Raw genomic sequence first — 18116 nt, 5'->3', positions numbered from 1 at the left:
CTCCTCCCCCGGACACCCCGCCACCGTCCACGCGAACGCATTGCGGGGTCCCGTATTCGTATTCCGTGCTCTGCGTAAGGTGGAACCCATGAGCAGCGCAGCTTCCCGGCCGACCGCAGGCCCCTTCGACCGCGGACACACCGACGACCTGATGGCCTTCCTGACGGCCTCGCCCTCGCCGTACCACGCGGTCGCGAGCGCCGCCGAGCGGCTGGAGAAGGCCGGGTTCCGGCGCGTCGAGGAGACCGCGGCCTGGGACGCGACGAGCGGCGGCAAGTTCGTGGTCCGCGGCGGCGCGATCATCGCCTGGTACGTGCCGGAGGGCGCCTCCGCCCACACCCCGTACCGGATCGTCGGCGCCCACACCGACTCCCCCAACCTGCGCGTCAAGCCGCAGCCCGACATGGGGGCGCACGGCTGGCGCCAGGTCGCCGTCGAGGTCTACGGCGGCACCCTGCTCAACACCTGGCTCGACCGCGACCTCGGCCTCGCCGGACGCCTCACCCTCCGCGACGGCAGCCACCACCTCGTCAACGTGGACCGTCCCCTGCTGCGCGTCCCGCAGCTCGCCGTCCACCTCGACCGCGGCGTCAACGACGGCCTCAAGCTGGACCGCCAGCGCCACATGCAGCCGATCTGGGGCACCGGCGACGTCCACGAGGGCGACCTGATCGCCTTCCTCGCCGCCGAGGCCGGCCTCGACGCCGAGGACGTGACCGGCTGGGACCTCATGGTCCACGCCGTCGACGCCCCCGCCTACCTCGGCCGCGACCGCGAACTCCTCGCCGGACCGCGCATGGACAACCTGCTGTCGGTGCACGCCGCCGTCGCCGCCCTCGCCGCCCTCGCGGGCCGCGACGACCTCCCGTACATCCCGGTCCTCGCCGCCTTCGACCACGAGGAGAACGGCTCCGAGGCCGACACCGGCGCCCAGGGCCCCCTCCTCGGCAACGTCCTGGAGCGCTCGGTGTACGCCCGCGGCGGCGCGTACGAGGACCGCGCCCGGGCCTTCGCCGGCACCGTCTGCCTCTCCTCCGACACCGGCCACGCCGTCCACCCGAACTACGCCGAGCGCCACGACCCGACGCACCACCCGCGCGTCAACGGCGGCCCGATCCTCAAGGTGAACGTCAACCAGCGGTACGCCACCGACGGCAGCGGCCGCGCGATCTTCGCCGCCGCCTGCGAGAAGGCGGGCGTGCCGTGGCAGTCGTTCGTCTCCAACAACGACATGCCCTGCGGCACCACGATCGGCCCGATCACCGCCGCCCGCCACGGCATCCAGACCGTCGACATCGGCGTCGCGATCCTCTCCATGCACAGCGCCCGCGAAATGTGCGGCGCCGAGGACCCGTACCTCCTGGCCAACGCCCTGGTCGCCTTCCTGGAGGGCTGAGCCCCGGCGGCCCCGACCGCGAAACATCCGCGAAAGGCGCCGCTTGGCAGGGTCGCCTCATGCATCGTCATGAGGGGCCCTCCCGGGGCAGGTTCATCGCGGGTGTCGGGGGCGCCGCCCTGGTCGCCACGGCGGTGGCGGGGGTATTGATCGGCACGTACAACGACCGGCCCCCGTGGGGCACCGACATCGCCTACGAGGGCGGCTTCATCCTCGCCTCCCGCATCCGCGGCTACGACGTGGACGGCTCGCGGACCAAGGCGCTGCTCGCCGGGGAGTGCGCGCTCATGGAGCGGCAGGGCATGGGCGGCGACCGGGCCGTCCACGACCCCGCCGCCTGGGTGGACGGCTGCCTGGACGGCGCCGCGGGGCGCCCGTCCAGGAACCAGGGTCTCGTCCGCTGACTACGCGTCCATGCCCGCCAGGATCAGCGGCAGCCGGGCCACACCCGCCTCCGTGACCTTCACCGGAACGCCCCAGTCCTGCTGGTGGACGTGGCAGGCCGGGTACTCGTTCTCGGGATCGTCGTCGCAGGACGCGGCCATCGCCGACACGTGCAGGACGCCCTCGGTCAGCTCGGGGTTCAGATCGAGCTCCCGGAACAGGTCCGTACCCGTGCCCCCGCCCGCGAGGAGCAGCTCCGGCGGGGTCGAGGAGACCAGCAGACGGGTCGAGGGGCCGTAGCGCTCGTCCAGCTTCTGGCCCTTCGGCGCCTGGAAGACCACGTCCAGCCGGAGACGGCCCGGAGCGACCTCGGTGGCCTCGCGCCGGGTGCGGTGGGCGACGGCCTCGACCTGGACGGCCTCCTCGGGCAGCCGCAGCCGGGTCAGCCGGTGCCGGGCGGACTCGACGACCACGATGTCGCCGTCGACGAGGACCGCGTCGCTGGGCTCGCGCAGGTCGGTGGCGAGCGTCGTCACCTCGCCGGACGCCGGGTCGTAGCGGCGCAGGGCGTGGTTGTACGTGTCGGAGACCGCGACCGAGCCGTCCGGGAGGGCGGTCACGCCCAGCGGGTGCTGGAGCAGCGCCTGGGCGGCGTCGCCGTCGCGGTGGCCGAAGTCGAAGAGCCCGGTGCCGACGGCGGTGTGGACCACGCCGCCGGTGTCGATCCAGCGCAGGGCGCTGGTCTCGGAGTCGGCGATCCACAGCCGGTCCTCGGTGGCGGACAGCCCGGAGGGCTGGGCGAACCAGGCCTCGGCGGCGGGCCCGTCGACGAGGCCCTCGTTGGTGGTGCCGGCGGCGACCTCGACGGTCCCGGTGGCCGGGTCGTAGGTCCACAGCTGGTGGACGCCGGCCATGGCGATCCACACCTTGCCCTGCCACCAGGCGACGTCCCACGGCGAGGACAGGTCGACGTCCAGGGCGGGCCCGGAGGTGGGGGAGCCCTGCCACCACTGCTTCCCGGTGCCGGCGATCCGCTCGATCGTGCCGGTCGCCGGGTCGTAGCGGCGCAGGGCGTGATGGACGGTGTCCGCGACGACGACCGTGCCGTCGGGCAGCTGCGCGAGCCCCTGCGGCTCCCGGAAGACGCCCTCGCCGATCCGCCGTACGACGGTCTCGCCGTCGGCGGCCAGCTCGACGAGCTGGTGCCGGGTGGTGTCGGAGACCAGGAAGTTCCCGGAGGGCAGCAGGACGGCCTTGCCGGGGAAGCGGAGATCGGTGGCGACGGGCTCGGGCGCGACGTACGGCCCGTCCCCGCGCCGCAGCGTCCCCTTGGCCTCGTGCTCGGCCTCCAGCTCCTCGACGAGGGCCCGGATGGCGTTGGCGTGCCCCTCGCCGGCGTGCTGGGCGACGACGTACCCCTCGGGATCGATCACGACCAGCGTCGGCCACGCGCGCACGGCGTACTGCTTCCAGGTCGCGAGCTCCGGGTCGTCGAGCACGGGGTGGTGCACCTCGTACCGCTCGACGGCGTCGACGACGGCCTGATGCTCGGCCTCGTGCACGAACTTCGGCGAGTGCACCCCGACGATGACGAGCGTGTCGCGGTGCTTCTCCTCCAGATCCCGCAGCTCGTCGAGCTGGCCGCCGACGGCGAGACCGTCGTACGGCGGATCGGCGAGGGCGTCTTCCGGGAGCCGCAGGGGCTCGCGCAGCTGCCCGACGGCACGGTCGTCCGCCGAGTCGGAGCCGCTGAACGGCCCGACCCACCGCGCGATGGCCGAGGCCGCGCGCGACGCCGGGGTCTGGCTGCACGCCGGCTCCTTCGTCGAGGCGGAGGGCGGCGCGCTGTACAACACCTCGCTCGTCCTCTCCCCCGACGGCGAGCTCGCCGCCTCCTACCGCAAGATCCACCGCTTCGGCGTCGCCGTTCCCAGGACGCGGTCCTTCAGGGCCGGGAACTGCTCGCGGGTCGCCGTGACCTTCGCCGGGTCCAGGACCGCCCGGAGGATCTCCTCGTCCGGGCCGGCCTCGGCGAGGGTCTCGCCCCAGGGGTCGACGACGATCGAGTGCCCGGCCTGCTCCACGCCCGCGTGCGTACCCGCCGTACCGCACGCGAGGACGTACGCCTGGTTCTCGACGGCGCGGGCCCGGGCGAGCAGGCTCCAGTGGGCGCGGCGCCGGGCGGGCCAGCCGGCCGGGACGACGAAGGCCTGCGCGCCCGCGTCGACGAGTCCGCGGAACAGCTCGGGGAAGCGCAGGTCGTAGCAGGTGCCGACGCCGACGGTGAGGTGCGGCAGGTCGACGGTGACCAGGTCCTCCCCCGCGGCCATCAGCACCGCCTCGCCCTTGTCGAAGCCGAAGCGGTGGATCTTGCGGTAGGAGGCGGCGAGCTCGCCGTCGGGGGAGAGGACGAGCGAGGTGTTGTACAGCGCGCCGCCCTCCGCCTCGACGAAGGAGCCGGCGTGCAGCCAGACCCCGGCGTCGCGCGCGGCCTCGGCCATCGCGCGGTGGGTCGGGCCGTTCAGCGGCTCCGACTCGGCGGCGAAGGACTCGTACGCGAAGGCCCCCATGGGCCAGAGTTCGGGCAGGACGACCAGGTCGGCGCGGCCGGACTCCTCCCGTACGAGCCGGGCCACGCGGGCCCGTCGGGCGTCGACCGGTTCGTCCGGGTCTACCGCGATCTGGATCAGCGAGGCGCGCACACTACCACCGTCCTGGCATTCGAGCCGTCAACACCGGCCTACGATCGTCACACGAAAGCACTGCCGGGGTGCCTCCGGGCAGCGTAACTTAGCGTCCAAGCCTCCCACCCAGTCGTGTTTTCAGCCCGCGCACCGAAGAACCGCCGAGGGGTCCCGTGACCGTCCATCCCAGCCTCCAGAACTACGCCGACGCCTGGACCCACTCCATCGAGGCGATAGCCGAGCTGGTGCAGCCGCTCGTGGAGGGCGAGTGGAACCGGGCCACACCCTGCCCGGGCTGGTCGGTGCGGGACATCGTGTCCCATGTGATCGGCATGGAGACCGAGATGCTCGGCGACCCCCGCCCGATCCACTCCCTGCCGCGCGATCTCTACCACGTACGCAGCGACTTCGCGCGCTACATGGAGGTCCAGGTCGACGTGCGGCGGCACCACACCGCGCCGGAGATGACCTCGGAGCTGGAGTACATCCTGATCCGCCGGGCCCGGCAGCTCCGCAACGAGAACCGCTCCCCCGAGCACCTGATCCGCGCGCCGCTCGGCGCCGAGCAGTCGCTGGAACTGGCGTACCGGATGCGCGCCTTCGACGTGTGGGTGCACGAGCAGGACCTGCGGGCCGCGGTCGGCCGGCCGGGCAACCTGGACTCGGCGGGCGCGCACGTGACGCGTGACGTGCTCCTGGAGGCCCTGCCGAAGGTCATCGCCAAGGACGCGGGCGCGCCCGCGTCTTCGGCCGTGGTCATCGACGTCAGCGGCCCGGTGGAGTTCCTGCGGACGGTACGGGTCGACGCGGAGGGCCGGGGCTCCATCGACGGGGCGCCCTCGCTGGGGCCCGCGGTGACGCTCGCGACGGACTGGGAGACGTTCGTGCGCCTGGCCTGCGGCCGGGTCCGGGCGGCCGATGTGGCCGACCGGATCAAGACCGAGGGCGACGAGGCGCTGACCCAGGCCATCCTCGACAACTTCGCGGTGACGCCCCGGTAGTTCGCCGGACGCGGTAGTCCCTAGACGGGCACGTGCACGGCCTCCACCCTGCTGGCGACGAGCCGTTCCCGCTCCCTGCGGTGGGTGCGGGCCTTGAGGCGCAGGATCTGCACGACGCCCAGGGCCTCCAGGACGAAGACCGACGAGAACGCGATCCGGTAGTCGTCGCCGGTCGCGTCGAGCAGCACGCCCACCGCGAGCAGCGTCGTCATCGAGGCCACGAAACCGCCCATGTTGACGATGCCGGAGGCGGTGCCCTGACGCTCCGGCGGGTTCGCCGGGCGGGCGAAGTCGAAGCCGATCATCGAGGCCGGTCCGCAGGCGCCGAGAACCAGGCAGAGGGTGACGAGCAGCCACATCGGCGCGTGGTCGCCGGGGTAGGCGAGGGTGGTCGCCCACAGGAGGGCGGTCGCGGCGACCGTACCGAGGGCGAGCGGGGCGCGGGCCGCGTGGTGACGGGCGATGATCTGCCCGTACGCGAGGCCGACGACCATGTTCGACAGGACGACCAGGGTGAGCAGGGTCCCGGCGGTCGACCGGGACAGTCCCTGCGCCTCGACCAGGAACGGCAGCCCCCAGAGCAGCAGGAACACCATCGCGGGGAACTGGGTGGTGAAGTGCACCCACATCCCGAGCCGGGTGCCGGGCTCCCGCCAGGACTGGGCGATCTGACGGCGGACGTAGGCGGCGCCGGCGTGCTCGGCGGGCTGCGGCTCGTGGCCCTCGGGGTGGTCCTTGAGGAAGAGCAGCAGCAGGACCAGGACGAGGACGCCGGCGAACGAGCTGCCGACGAAGGTGGCCGTCCAGCCGAGTCCGCTGAGGGCGCGGGCGATGAAGACGGTGGAGACGAGGTTGCCGGCCATTCCGAAGAGGGCGGCGACCTGGCCGATGAGCGGACCCCGGCGGGCCGGGAACCAGCGGCTGCCGAGCCGCAGGACGCTGATGAACGTCATGGCGTCGCCGCAGCCGAGGAGGGCGCGGGAGGCGAGCGCCGTGCCGTACGAGGGGGAGAGCGCGAACCCCAGCTGGCCGAGGGTGAAGAGGACGACGCCGAGGACGAGGACCTTCTTGGTGCCGAGCCGGTCGACCATGAGGCCGACGGGTATCTGCATACCCGCGTAGACGAGCAGTTGGAGGATCGAGAAGGTGGAGAGCGCCGAGGCGTTGACGTCGAAGCGGTCGGCGGCGTCGAGGCCGGCGACCCCGAGGGACGTGCGGAAGATGACGGCGACGAAGTAGACGGCGACGCCGACGCCCCAGACGAGGGCGGCGCGGCGGCCGCCGGGCGGGTCGCCGGGGAGGGTGACGGCCGCGCCGTAGCCGTTGCGGCCGCTCACCGGTGGTCACCCCGGACCAGGACCTTGACCCAGCTGAGGTGCTGGCGCACGCAGTGCGCGGCGCCCTCGGTGTCCCCGGCCCTGATGCGGTCGAGGATCTCGGCGTGCTCGGTGATGTTCTTGGCCACGCGGTCGGGCTGCGACTGCATCACGGCGACGCCCATCCGCAGCTGGCGGTCGCGGAGCTGGTCGTAGAGCCGGGAGAGGATCTGGTTGCCGGCGTGCTGGACGATCTCGGCGTGGAAGCACCGGTCGGTGACCGCCACCTCCGCGAGGTCCCCGGCCGCGGCCCGCAGCTTCTGCTCCTCCAGGAGTTCCTCCAGGCGGGCGATCAGCGGGGCGGGGGCGGGCACGGCCCGCCGGACGGCGAACTCCTCGACGAGCAGCCGGGTCTCGACGACGTCGGCGATCTCCTGCGCGGAGACGGCGAGGACCAGGGCGCCCTTCTTCGGGTAGAGCTTGAGCAGCCCTTCCATCTCCAGCTTGAGCAGTGCCTCGCGGACCGGAGTCCGCGACACCCCTACGGCGAGGGCGAGTTCGCCCTCGGTGAGGAGGGTGCCTCCCTCGTAGCGCCGGTCGAGTACGGCCTGTTTGACGTGCATGTAGACACGGTCGGCTGCGGGGGGTGCGGGTGCCATGCACACAGCATAGATACAACAGGGGTGCAACAGAGGGCCCCGTCCACATCGTGGACGGGGCCCTCTGGGGTCCCACCGGACGTTCCGGACCGGGGCGGGTCCGGTCCGGGTCCGGTCCGGGTCCGACCCGGGTGGCGTCACCCCGGGCCGGGTGTTTCACGTGAAACGGCGCAACCCGGACCTCACGCCCAGGTGATCAGCCGCTTCGGCTGCTCCAGGATCACGGCGACGTCCGCCAGGAACTTGGAGCCCAGCTCGCCGTCGACCAGGCGGTGGTCGAAGGAGAGCGCCAGCGTGGTGACCTGACGCGGCTTCACCTTGCCCTTGTGGACCCACGGCTGGAGCTTGATCGCACCGACCGCGAGGATCGCGGACTCGCCGGGGTTCAGGATGGGCGTCCCGGTGTCGACGCCGAAGACGCCGACGTTGGTGATGGTGAAGGTGCCGCCCTGCATCGCCGCCGGGGTCGTCTTCCCCTCGCGGKCGGTGGAGATCAGCTCGCTCAGCGACGCCGAGAGCTCGGGCAGGGTCTGCGCGTGCGCGTCCTTGATGTTCGGCACGAGCAGACCGCGCGGGGTGGCCGCGGCGATGCCCAGGTTCACATAGTGCTTGAGGACGATCTCCTGCGCCGCCTCGTCCCAGGCCGCGTTGATCTCCGGGTTGCGCTTGACCGCGACCAGGACCGCCTTGGCGATGAGGAGCAGCGGGTTGACCCGCAGCCCCGCCATGTCCGTACCGGCCTTGAGCTCGTCGACCAGCTTCATCGTGCGCGTGATGTCGAAGGTCACGAACTCGGTGACGTGCGGGGCGGTGAAGGCCGAGCCGACCATCGCGGCCGCCGTGGCCTTCCGTACGCCCTTGACGGGGACACGGGTCTCCCGGGCGTCGGCCGAGACCGCGGAAGCGGCCTGGACGGGCGCGGGGGCGGCCACGGTCTCGGCGACGGGTGCCGGTGCCTCGACGGCCGGGGCGGGCGCCGGGGCGGCCGCCGCGTGGACGTCCTCCCGGGTGATGATGCCGTCCGGGCCGGTCGGGGTGACCGTCGCCAGATCGACGCCGAGGTCCTTCGCGAGCTTCCGGACCGGCGGCTTGGCCAGCGGGCGTCCGGCGGCCGGGCCGTGGCCGTTGAGCTGCTCCGGCACGGAGACGGGCACCGGGGCCGGGGTGGTGACCGGAGCGGGAGCCACCGGAGCGGCCTGCGCGGGAGCGGCCTCGGCCTGCGCGGGCTTGCGGGCGCGGCGCTTGGTGGAGCTGGCGGCCACGCCGTAGCCGACGAGGACGGGCGTACGGCCCTGGGGCGCGGCCTCCTCGGCGGCGGCCGGGGCGGGCGCCGCGGCGGCGACCGGAGCGGCCTCGGCGGCCGGCGCCGCGGGGGCCGCGCCGCCGCCGACGTTCACCGAGATGATGACCTGGCCGACGTCGACCGTGGTGCCCTCGGGGAACAGCAGCTCGTGGACCGTCCCGTCGAAGGGGATCGGGAGCTCGACGGCGGCCTTGGCCGTCTCGACCTCGCACACGACCTGGCCGTCCTCGACCGTGTCACCGGGCTGGACGTACCACTTGAGGATCTCGGCCTCGGTGAGGCCCTCGCCCACGTCGGGCATCTTGAATTCGCGGATCGTCACGGTGCTCTCCTCAGTACGCCAGCGAGCGGTCGACGGCGTCGAGCACGCGATCGAGACCCGGCAGGTACTCCTCCTCCAGGCGCGCCGGCGGGTACGGCGCGTGGTAGCCGCCGACCCGCAGGACGGGGGCCTCCAGGTGGTAGAAGCAGCGCTCGGTGATCCGGGCGGCGATCTCCGCGCCGGAGCCGAAGAACACCGGGGCCTCGTGGACGACGACCAGACGGCGGGTCTTCTCGACCGAGGCCTGGATCGTGTCGAAGTCGAGCGGCGAGATCGACCGCACGTCGACGACCTCGATCGACTTGCCCTCCGCGGCGGCGGCCTCGGCCACCTCCAGGCAGGTCTTCACCATCGGGCCGTAGGCCGCCAGGGTGAGGTCGGTGCCCTCGCGGGCGACCCGGGCCCTGTGCAGCTCGCCGGGGATGGCCTCGGTGTCGACGTCGCTCTTGTCCCAGTAGCGGCGCTTGGGCTCGAAGAAGATGACCGGGTCGTCGCTCTGGATCGCCTGCTGGAGCATCCAGTAGGCGTCGTTGGAGTTCGCCGGGGTGACCACCTTGAGGCCCGCGACGTGCGCGAAGAGCGTCTCGGGGGACTCGGAGTGGTGCTCGACGGCGCCGATGCCGCCGCCGTACGGGATGCGGATGACGATCGGCATCTTCACGGTGCCGAGCGAACGGGCCCGCATCTTCGCCAGCTGGGACACGATCTGGTCGTACGCCGGGAAGACGAAGCCGTCGAACTGGATCTCTACGACCGGGCGGTAGCCGCGCAGGGCGAGACCGATCGCGGTGCCGACGATGCCGGACTCGGCGAGCGGGGTGTCGATGACCCGGTCCTCGCCGAAGTCCTTCTGCAGCCCGTCGGTGATCCGGAAGACGCCGCCGAGCTTGCCGACGTCCAGGCCCATGATCAGGACCTTGGGGTCGGTCTCCAGGGCTTTGCGCAGCGACTCGTTGAGCGCCTTCGCGAGGGGAAGCTTCTGAACAGCCATGATTACTCGGCCTCTCCGCCCTCGAAGGACGCCTGGTAGGCGGCGAACTCGGCGCGCTCCTCGTCGACGAGCGCGTGCCCGTCCGCGTACACGTTGTCGAAGATCGCCATGTGCTCCGGGACGGGCATGGCGCGGACGACCTCGCGGACGTGCTTGCCGAGCGCCTCGCTCTCCGTCTCCAGCTCCTCGAAGAAGGCCGCGTCGGCGTGGCCCTCGTTCTCCATGTACGTCCTGAGGCGCTGGATCGGGTCCTTGGCCTCCCACTCCTCGCGCTCCGCGTCCCGGCGGTAGCGGGTCGGGTCGTCCGAGGTGGTGTGCGCGGCCATGCGGTAGGTGTACGCCTCGATGAGCGTCGGGCCCTCGCCGCGGCGGGCGCGCTCCAGTGCCGACCGGGTCACGGCCAGGCAGGCGAGGACGTCGTTGCCGTCGACGCGGACGCCGGGGAAACCGAATCCGCGGGCGCGCTGGTAGAGCGGAACGCGGGTCTGCTTCTCGATGGGCTCGGAAATGGCCCACTGGTTGTTCTGGCAGAAGAACACGACCGGGGCGTTGTACACCGCGGAGAAGACGAAGGACTCGTTCACGTCGCCCTGGCTGGAGGCGCCGTCACCGAAGTACGCGATCACCGCGGAATCCACGCCGTCCTTGGCGACGCCCATGGCGTAACCGGTGGCGTGCAGGGTCTGCGAGCCGAGAACGATCGTGTACAGGTGGAAATTGTTGGTGGTCGGATCCCAGCCGCCGTTGTTCACACCGCGGAACATGCCGAGGAGGTTCGTGGGGTCGACCCCGCGGCACCAGGCGACGGCGTGCTCACGGTAGGTGGGGAAGACGTAGTCGTCGTCCCGCAGGGCACGGCCGGAGCCGATCTGGGCGGCCTCCTGGCCGAGCAGCGAGGCCCACAGGCCCAGCTCGCCCTGCCGCTGGAGCGCGGTGGCCTCGGCGTCGAAGCGACGGCTGAGGACCATGTCGCGGTAGAGACCGCGCAGTTCCGCGGCGCTCAGGTCGATGTCGTAATCGGGGTGCTGGACGCGCTCTCCCTCGGGCGTCAGCAGCTGGACGAGCTCGGGCTCTGCGCCCTGCGCCGCCGGTGCCTTCTTCGCGCTTGCGGCGCTGGTGGTGCGCTTGGCGCCGCTGCTGCGTCGCGTCGTCTTGCGCGCGGCAGTGCTCTCCACGGTCACGTGCGTGCTCCTCCGTCGGTCCGGCCTCCGGGTTCGCCGGTAAGGCCAGTGCGGCTCCGCCTTATCCGTACCCTTCGCACGGGGTGGGTGCGACGCGGCCGGAGTCGGGCGTGACAGGTGCCCCGGCGAGCGCCGTCATAGGCACGTTACCCATAGTGCAGCATTCCCGCGAAACCCTCCTTGACCTGCGATTTTGCTTGGATTTCCAAGTAAATCGAGAAAAGAGGGACTCGCCGCTGGTCAGCGCCTGGTCAGCGCATGGACAACGAACCCGACGCCTTCGTCGGAACATGCGGCACGTTATCCCGCGCACCCCGGGCGCGGGAAGAGCCAATATGTGAGACTGGCAGCGTGCGCGAAGAAGGAAAAATCCGGGTATTTCTGCTGGATGACCACGAAGTCGTCCGGCGCGGCGTCCACGAGCTGCTCTCCGTGGAGGACGACATCGAGGTGGTCGGCGAGGCCGGGACGGCGGCGGACGCGCTGGTCAGGATCCCCGCGACCCGCCCGGACGTCGCCGTGCTCGACGTCCGGCTGCCGGACGGCAGCGGGGTCGAGGTCTGCCGCGAGATCCGTTCGCGGGACGAGGACATCAAGTGCCTGATGCTGACCTCGTACGCGGACGACGAGGCCCTCTTCGACGCGATCATGGCCGGAGCCTCCGGGTACGTCCTCAAGGCCATCCGCGGCAACGAACTGCTGAACGCGGTGCGGGACGTGGCCGCCGGCAAGTCCCTGCTGGACCCGGTGGCGACCGCCCGCGTCCTGGAGCGGCTGCGGGACGGCAACAACCCGAAGGGCGACGACAAGCTCGCCCGTCTGACCGAGCAGGAGCGCAAGATCCTCGACCTGATCGGCGAGGGTCTGACCAACCGGGTCATCGGCGAGCGGCTCCACCTCGCGGAGAAGACCATCAAGAACTACGTCTCCAGCCTGCTGTCGAAGCTGGGCATGGAGCGGCGCTCGCAGGCCGCCGCCTACGTGGCGCGGCTCCAGGCGGAGCGCCACTGACGTCCTCCCGGGGCCGGCTCCGGGCACATGCGATCCCGGGCCGGCCGGGTCCGGGCGCGGTCGGTGGCCCCGAATCGGGACCTACGTCCCCGTGAAAACGGGGCGGGGGCCCCTTCTCCGGCAGCCGGCGGTGGCGGAGAGTGGAGAACATGTCCACCGACGAGATCCGCGCCATCGAGCTGCTCGGCCGCGTCGCGTACGGCCGGGTGGCGACGAGCATGCGGGCGATGCCGTTCGTCGCCCCCGCCCGCCACATCGTGGCCGACGGCCGCGTCCTGCTCCGGCTGCACCGGGGCCTCGGCTACCACCGCGCCTGCAACGGCGCCGTCGTCGCCTACGGCGCGGACAACTTCAGCTCCGGATCGGCACACCTCTGGTCCGTGCAGTTCACCGGCACCGCCGAGATCGTCGAGCCGGCCGAGGAGGAGCTGCGGGAGTTCGGCACCGAGCCCGAGCAGGTGGACGGCGAGCCCTTCGACCCGGTCTACATGCGGATCGAACCGCAGTTCGTGACGGTCCACGTGCTCGACTACGCGAGCGAGACCCCGGTGACGCGTGCCACCGCCCACTCCGTCCGGCGACACCTCCACCACGTAGCGTGATCTAACATCTGGCGGGTGCCGCGCTCATCTGAAACGCTCACTCCTCCGGGCGAACCGCCCGCCCCCCGGCCCGGTCGTCGGCCCGCCCCACCGGTCGGCGCCCTGCTCCGCCGCCACCGGCACGCCGGGGAACCCCTCTCCTGCGTCCCCGTCGCCGAGGGCCTGCTCAACCGCGGCTTCCGCCTCTCCACCACCCGCGGCACCTACTTCCTCAAGCAGCACCTCGACGCCCCCACCGCCGACCGCGCCACCATCACCCGCCAGCACCGGGCCACCCAGCGGCTGCACGCCCTCGGCCTGCCCGTCGCCCCGCCGCTGCCCGACGGCCGGGGCCGCACCGTCGCCGTCGTCGACGGCCACTGCTACGCCCTGCACCCCTGGGTCGACGGCCGCCACCGCGACGGCGCGCAGCTCTCCACCGGCTGCTCCCGGCGCCTCGGCACCCTCCTCGGCCACGTCCACACCGCTCTGGACCGGGTCATGGAACCCCCGGGACCCGACGGGTCACCCGCCGACGGCGCCAGCGCCGACCTCCAGGACACCTTCCGGGCCATCGACGAACTGATCCGCCTGGCCCGCGCGCACCGCCCCCGCGACAGCTTCGACGTGCTCGCCCTGCACCGGCTCAGGGAGCGCCGCCGGCTCCTCGCCCAGCACGCCCACCACCGCCCACCGCCCGCCGAGGCGTCCGGCTGGGTGCACGGCGACTTCCATCCGCTAAACCTGCTCTACCGGGGCGCCGAGCCGGCCGCGATCGTCGACTGGGACCGGCTCGGGGTCCGCCCGAGGGCCGAGGAGGCGGTCAGGGCCGCCGCCATCTTCTTCGTACGGCCCGGGGGCGAGCTGGCCCTGGAGAAGGTGCGGGCGTACGCCCGCGCGTACCGGCGGGCGAGCGGCGCCGACCGCGCCGAGCTGGCGGCGGCCGTGCACCGGGTGTGGTGGGAGCGGCTCAACGACTTCTGGACCCTGCGGTGGCGCTACCAGCTGCACGACCGAAGGGCCGACCCGCAGTTTCCCGCGATGTCGGCCCTGGCGGTCTGGTGGACCCGCGAGTACGCGGCGGTGAGCGACGCGTTCGCGGGGTGAGGCGGCGTCCGGGCCGGGGCCCGGACCGGGTCCGGGTCAGCCGGACTCGGCGCCGTCCGTCGGCGGCGGGTCCGAGTTGTTGCCGCCGGTCGGGTCGGTGGGCGTACCGGTCTCCGGCGGGTCCGTGGGGTTCGTCGGCGGGTCCGTGGGCTCCGTCGGCTCGTCCGTGGGCTCGGTGGGCGGCTCGGTCGTCGTCGACGGCGCGGTCGTCGGCGGAGCCGTCGTGGGCGGCTGGGTCGTCGGCCGGTACGTGGTCGGCGGGGGCCACGGGTCCTGCGTGACGCCCCCGTCGGAGGTGCCCGGGTCGGTCGACGGCTGCTCGGACTCCGTCGACGGCGAGGGCGACGGCTCCTCGGACTTCGTCGACGGCGAGTTGCTCACGGTCGGCGTCGTGCCGCCCGTGGTGCCACCGGGGGAGCCGGCCTTGTCCAGCGCGTAGACGACACCGGCGACGACCGCGATCAGCGCGAGCGCGGCGAACAGCCAGACCTTGCCCCGGCGGCCGTTCCCGCCGCCGTGCGAGCCGTAACCGTCCGAGCCGTAGCCGCCGTTGCCGCCCGTGCCGCCGTCATAGCCGCCGTACCCGCCGTCCTCCGGGTTCATCGGGGGAAGGATCGGGCCCTGCGAGGTGTCCCCGTGCATGGGGTGGCCCATCGCGGTCGTCGCGGCCACGCCGCCGACCGGGGTGTGCCCGCCCTCGTGCGCCTCCACCGGCCCGGTGTTCCACGTGCCGGTGTGGCCGCCCTGCTGCTGGAGCATCTGCAGGCCGTACTGGATGAGGCCGCGCATCTCCTCGGCGCTCTGGAACCGGTCGTCCGGGTCCTTGGCGAGCGAGCGCATCACCAGACCGTCGAGCTCCGGCGGCACGGACTGCGTGACGTCGGACGGCGGCACCGGCGCGTCCTGGACGTGCTGGTACACGACGGACAGCGGCGTCTCACCGGTGAACGGGGGACGCAGCGCCAGGAGTTCGTAGAGGAGGCAGCCCGTCGCGTACAGGTCGGAGCGGTGGTCGACGGCCTTGCCGAGCGCCTGCTCGGGGGAGAGGTACTGCGGAGTGCCCATGACCATGCCGGTCTGGGTCATCGTCGACTGCGCGCCGTGCAGGGCGCGGGCGATGCCGAAGTCCATGACCTTCACGGCGCCGCCGTGGGTGATGATCACGTTCGCCGGCTTGATGTCGCGGTGCACGATGCCGTGCTGGTGCGAGTAGGCCAGCGCCTCCAGGACCCCGGAGACGATGATGAGGGCCTGCTCGGGCCCGGGGGCCTCGGCGCTGAGCAGCAGGTCGCGGATGGTGCGGCCCTCGACCAGCTCCATCACGATGTACGGCACGGGCCGGCCGGCCACCAGGTCCTCGCCGGAGTCGTAGACCGCGACGATGGCGTGGTGGTTGAGCCCGGCGACCGACTGGGCCTCGCGGGTGAAGCGGGCCTTGGACACCGGGTCCTCGGCGAGGTCGGCGCGGAGGAGCTTGACCGCGACGGTGCGGCCGAGCCGCACGTCCTCGGCCGCGAAGACCTCCGCCATGCCGCCGCGTCCCAGACGGTGCGTCAGGCGGTACCGGCCGTCGCCGACGACCCCGCCGACGCCCCAGGACTCCGCCGACGAGTCCGGCACGCCGCCGCCTGCTCCGGATTCGGGTGCCATCAGTCCTCGCCGTCGTCTGTCGTGCCGTGTCCAGTCGTCACGCTACAGGCTCCGTACGACACCACGGTCCGAGATGGACCGGCCATCCAATCCCTTCCACGTACACCTGTGCAAATTCGACAGGATTCCTCCGCCCCCGCGGAAACGGTTCGGAGAAGCTTCCTGTGCGGAGGGTCACGGAACGGGCACCCGGCTTGACGTGTCACTGCCCTCGGGCAGACTTGGCCAGGAAATTCCGGATCAGCGCCGCGGCGCGCGCGTAGGGGGAAGCACAGATGAGCCAGGACGGCGCACAGGGCCGCTATGCGGGCGGTTCGGTCGCGGGCGGCCGGTACCAGCTGCGCGACCTTCTCGGCGAGGGCGGGATGGCGTCGGTCTACCTCGCCTACGACAGCGCGCTCGACCGCCAGGTCGCCATCAAGACGCTGCACACCGAGCTGGGCCGCGAACAGTCCTTCCGCGAACGGTTCCGCCGCGAGGCCCAGGCCGTCGCGAAGCTCTCCCACACCAACATCGTCTCGGTCTTCGACACCGGCGAGGACACCCTCGACGGCGCCGTCATGCCGTACATCGTCATGGAGTACGTGGAGGGGCAGCCGCTCGGCTCGGTCCTCGCCTCGGACATCCAGCAGTACGGCGCGATGCCGGCCGACCGGGCGCTGAAGGTCACCGCGGACGTGCTCGCCGCGCTCGAGGTCAGCCACGAGATGGGCCTGGTCCACCGCGACATCAAGCCGGGCAACGTGATGCAGACCAAGCGCGGCGTGGTCAAGGTCATGGACTTCGGCATCGCCCGCGCCATGCAGTCCGGGGTCACGTCGATGACCCAGACCGGCATGGTCRTCGGCACYCCSCAGTACCTCTCCCCCGAGCAGGCCCTCGGCCGCGCGGTGGACGCCCGCTCCGACCTCTACTCGGTCGGCATCATGCTCTTCCAGCTGCTGACGGGCCGGCTGCCCTTCGACGCCGACTCCCCGCTGGCCATCGCCTACGCCCACGTCCAGGAGGAGCCGGTCGCCCCGTCGACCGTCAACCGGGCGGTGACCCCGGCGATGGACGCGCTCGTCGCCCGCGCGCTGCGAAAGAACCCGAACGAGCGGTTCCCGAGCGCGGACGCCATGCGCGCCGAGTGCCTCCGGGTGCTCTCCGCCGGCCAGACCGGCGCCCCGTCGATCGTCCCCGGCCACCCCGTCAGCAGCGGCGCGGGCGTCGGCTCGGCGGTCTTCCCGCCCGTCGGCCAGACCCCGCCGCCGGCCCCGCACACCGGGCCGCAGGGGATGCAGCACGGGGTGCAGCACCCGTACCAGCCGCCGACGCCGGGACCGTACGGTCCGGCGACTCCGGCGCCCGCCTCCTCGTACGGCTACCCGCACCAGGCGCAGACGCCCGTCCCCGGGTACCAGACCCACCACGCCCCGCAGAACTCGTACCAGGCACCCACGCCGGCTCCGTACTCCTCCGCGCACCCGCCCGCGCCGAGCACGGCGGGCGGCGGCGGCTCGCGGCGGAACATGCCGATGATCGTGGGCGCGGCCCTCGTCGCCCTGCTCGCGATCGGCGGTCTCGTCGCCTTCCTCAACCGCGACGGGGAGAACACCCCCGAGGCCGGCGGCACGGGCGGCACGGATTCCCAGCAGAGCCAGTCGGCGGCCCCCGGCCACAAGGGCCCGGACCTCACCAAGACGATCGACCCCAAGAAGTGCAGCCAGCCGACGGAGTCGAGCGAGGACCCGGAGAAGTTCGAGGTCCCCAACTTCACCTACAAGAACATCCAGTCGGTGAAGGCCTGCGTCCAGGCCGGCGGCTGGAAGATCATGACGCAGACGCCGGTGGACGAGTCGACGTACGGCGAGGGCACGGTCCTGGAGCAGTACCCGCCGGCCGGTGAGGACATCGCGGACAAGGACGCCGAGTTCACCCTCAAGATCTCGACGGGCAACCCGCCGCAGTAACGGGCGACCCGCGGCAGGAGGCGGCGGCCTGTGGGGGGAGACAGCCCCGCCGCGGGAGCCGGCGCCCTGCCGCGGGAGCCGGCGCCCTGCCGCGGGAGCCGGCGCCCTGCCGCGGGAGCCGGCGCCCTGCCGCGGGAGCCGGCGCCCTGCCGCGGGAGCCGGCGCCCTGCCGCGGAAGAGCGACCCGCCGTAGTGACGGGCGATCCGCTCCAGTGACGGGCGATCCGCCGCGGGAGACGGCGACCCGCCGCAGGAGGCGGGGCGCCCTCCCTCCCCCTCTCCCGGGCCTCGCCGTCACCCTTCCTGACGCTCCTTTACGTCGACCGCCCCGCCCCGGATGCCGGACTCGCCCCGGCATGTGACGCTGAGTTCATTGTCTCGGCTGCTCGGTACGGGAGGGGGTCACCCGGTGACTCCAGCACTCCGCAGGGCGCGGGCGCGGGTCCTCGGATCCGCTCTCACCTGCGTGTTCGCCGGCGCGTGTGCCCTGCCCGGGGGGCCGCTCGCGCACGGAGCCGCAGAGCCCGTCGGCTCCACGGCGCTCGCGGCCCCGACCACGCCGCAGGCCCCCACACCAC

General features: G+C 72.6%; 15 protein-coding genes and 1 pseudogene. 8 read left to right on the top strand and 8 right to left on the bottom strand.

The window, feature by feature from the left end; translation table 11 throughout:
• The first annotated feature begins 88 nt into the window (after positions 1-88).
• Positions 89-1396 carry a M18 family aminopeptidase gene (locus tag EAO70_RS14830; RefSeq protein WP_148003411.1) on the top strand — a complete coding sequence of 436 codons (1308 nt, stop codon included), beginning with the start codon at positions 89-91 and terminating at the stop codon, positions 1394-1396.
• 59 nt (positions 1397-1455) lie between these two features.
• Positions 1456-1800, top strand: coding sequence for a hypothetical protein (locus tag EAO70_RS14825; protein WP_148003410.1), 345 nt, complete (start codon positions 1456-1458; stop codon positions 1798-1800).
• Here the strand turns inward: EAO70_RS14825 and EAO70_RS14820 are convergent, their stop codons facing one another.
• A complete protein-coding gene (locus EAO70_RS14820; RefSeq protein WP_261992867.1) occupies positions 1801-3555 on the bottom strand; it encodes an NHL domain-containing thioredoxin family protein in 1755 nt (584 codons plus the stop codon).
• Between EAO70_RS14820 and EAO70_RS39190 the strand changes: the two are divergent.
• Positions 3482-3640, top strand: a pseudogene (locus EAO70_RS39190) (hypothetical protein); the annotation flags it as partial. The gene EAO70_RS14820 and the pseudogene EAO70_RS39190 sit on opposite strands and share 74 nt — an antisense overlap.
• Before the next feature lie 35 nt (positions 3641-3675).
• Here the strand turns inward: EAO70_RS39190 and EAO70_RS14810 are convergent.
• Positions 3676-4482, bottom strand: coding sequence for a carbon-nitrogen family hydrolase (locus EAO70_RS14810; RefSeq protein ID WP_148003409.1), 807 nt, complete (start codon positions 4480-4482; stop codon positions 3676-3678).
• 155 nt (positions 4483-4637) lie between these two features.
• On the opposite strand from EAO70_RS14810, the gene EAO70_RS14805 reads away from it, so the two are divergent.
• Positions 4638-5465: a maleylpyruvate isomerase family mycothiol-dependent enzyme gene (locus EAO70_RS14805; RefSeq protein ID WP_148003408.1), complete on the top strand. Its 828-nt coding sequence runs from the start codon at positions 4638-4640 to the stop codon at positions 5463-5465.
• A gap of 20 nt (positions 5466-5485) precedes the next feature.
• Here the strand turns inward: EAO70_RS14805 and EAO70_RS14800 are convergent, their stop codons facing one another.
• The 5 genes from EAO70_RS14800 to pdhA form a co-directional block, all read right to left on the bottom strand.
• Entirely contained in the window at positions 5486-6802 is a 1317-nt protein-coding gene (locus tag EAO70_RS14800; protein ID WP_148003407.1) for an MFS transporter, read from the bottom strand.
• On the bottom strand, positions 6799-7440 hold the full coding sequence (locus tag EAO70_RS14795; RefSeq protein ID WP_148003406.1) for a GntR family transcriptional regulator: 642 nt from the start codon (positions 7438-7440) through the stop codon (positions 6799-6801). The genes EAO70_RS14800 and EAO70_RS14795 overlap by 4 nt, the downstream gene beginning before the upstream one ends.
• 182 nt (positions 7441-7622) lie before the next feature.
• Positions 7623-9044, bottom strand: a complete 1422-nt coding sequence (locus EAO70_RS14790) for a dihydrolipoamide acetyltransferase family protein (protein ID WP_148003490.1) — start codon at positions 9042-9044, stop codon at positions 7623-7625.
• 31 nt (positions 9045-9075) lie between these two features.
• Positions 9076-10056 carry an alpha-ketoacid dehydrogenase subunit beta gene (locus tag EAO70_RS14785; RefSeq protein WP_148003405.1) on the bottom strand — a complete coding sequence of 327 codons (981 nt, stop codon included), beginning with the start codon at positions 10054-10056 and terminating at the stop codon, positions 9076-9078.
• A 2-nt stretch (positions 10057-10058) separates the two neighbouring features.
• Positions 10059-11237 carry a pyruvate dehydrogenase (acetyl-transferring) E1 component subunit alpha gene (pdhA, locus tag EAO70_RS14780; protein ID WP_148003404.1) on the bottom strand — a complete coding sequence of 393 codons (1179 nt, stop codon included), beginning with the start codon at positions 11235-11237 and terminating at the stop codon, positions 10059-10061.
• 351 nt (positions 11238-11588) lie between these two features.
• Between pdhA and EAO70_RS14775 the strand changes: the two genes are divergently transcribed.
• The 3 genes from EAO70_RS14775 to EAO70_RS14765 all read left to right on the top strand — a co-directional run bounded on the left by EAO70_RS14775 (position 11589) and on the right by EAO70_RS14765 (position 13936).
• Positions 11589-12248 carry a response regulator gene (locus EAO70_RS14775; RefSeq protein WP_148003403.1) on the top strand — a complete coding sequence of 220 codons (660 nt, stop codon included), beginning with the start codon at positions 11589-11591 and terminating at the stop codon, positions 12246-12248.
• A gap of 149 nt (positions 12249-12397) precedes the next feature.
• Positions 12398-12850, top strand: a complete 453-nt coding sequence (locus EAO70_RS14770; protein ID WP_148003402.1) for a pyridoxamine 5'-phosphate oxidase family protein — start codon at positions 12398-12400, stop codon at positions 12848-12850.
• 15 nt (positions 12851-12865) lie between these two features.
• Positions 12866-13936 carry a phosphotransferase gene (locus EAO70_RS14765; RefSeq protein ID WP_410091276.1) on the top strand — a complete coding sequence of 357 codons (1071 nt, stop codon included), beginning with the start codon at positions 12866-12868 and terminating at the stop codon, positions 13934-13936.
• 36 nt (positions 13937-13972) lie between these two features.
• Here the strand turns inward: EAO70_RS14765 and EAO70_RS14760 are convergent, their stop codons facing one another.
• On the bottom strand, positions 13973-15586 hold the full coding sequence (locus EAO70_RS14760; RefSeq protein WP_148003401.1) for a protein kinase domain-containing protein: 1614 nt from the start codon (positions 15584-15586) through the stop codon (positions 13973-13975).
• A 275-nt stretch (positions 15587-15861) separates the two neighbouring features.
• On the opposite strand from EAO70_RS14760, the gene EAO70_RS14755 reads away from it, so the two are divergent.
• Positions 15862-17538: a protein kinase domain-containing protein gene (locus EAO70_RS14755; RefSeq protein ID WP_148003400.1), complete on the top strand. Its 1677-nt coding sequence runs from the start codon at positions 15862-15864 to the stop codon at positions 17536-17538.
• Positions 17539-18116: the final 578 nt, after the last annotated feature.

Origin of the sequence: Streptomyces sp. adm13(2018) (genome assembly GCF_008042145.1) — a bacterium.
Taxonomy (GTDB): Bacteria; Actinomycetota; Actinomycetes; order Streptomycetales; family Streptomycetaceae; genus Streptomyces.
This window is presented reverse-complemented; position numbering and strand designations above follow the sequence as displayed.

Coding starts and splice junctions, on each gene's coding strand:
- EAO70_RS14830 (WP_148003411.1), top strand. CDS start 89: ATGAGCAGCGCAGCTTCCCGGCCGACCGCAGGCCCCTTCGACCGCGGA.
- EAO70_RS14825 (WP_148003410.1), top strand. CDS start 1,456: ATGCATCGTCATGAGGGGCCCTCCCGGGGCAGGTTCATCGCGGGTGTC.
- EAO70_RS14795 (WP_148003406.1), bottom strand. CDS start 7,440: ATGGCACCCGCACCCCCCGCAGCCGACCGTGTCTACATGCACGTCAAA.
- EAO70_RS14785 (WP_148003405.1), bottom strand. CDS start 10,056: ATGGCTGTTCAGAAGCTTCCCCTCGCGAAGGCGCTCAACGAGTCGCTG.
- EAO70_RS14770 (WP_148003402.1), top strand. CDS start 12,398: ATGTCCACCGACGAGATCCGCGCCATCGAGCTGCTCGGCCGCGTCGCG.
- EAO70_RS14760 (WP_148003401.1), bottom strand. CDS start 15,586: ATGGCACCCGAATCCGGAGCAGGCGGCGGCGTGCCGGACTCGTCGGCG.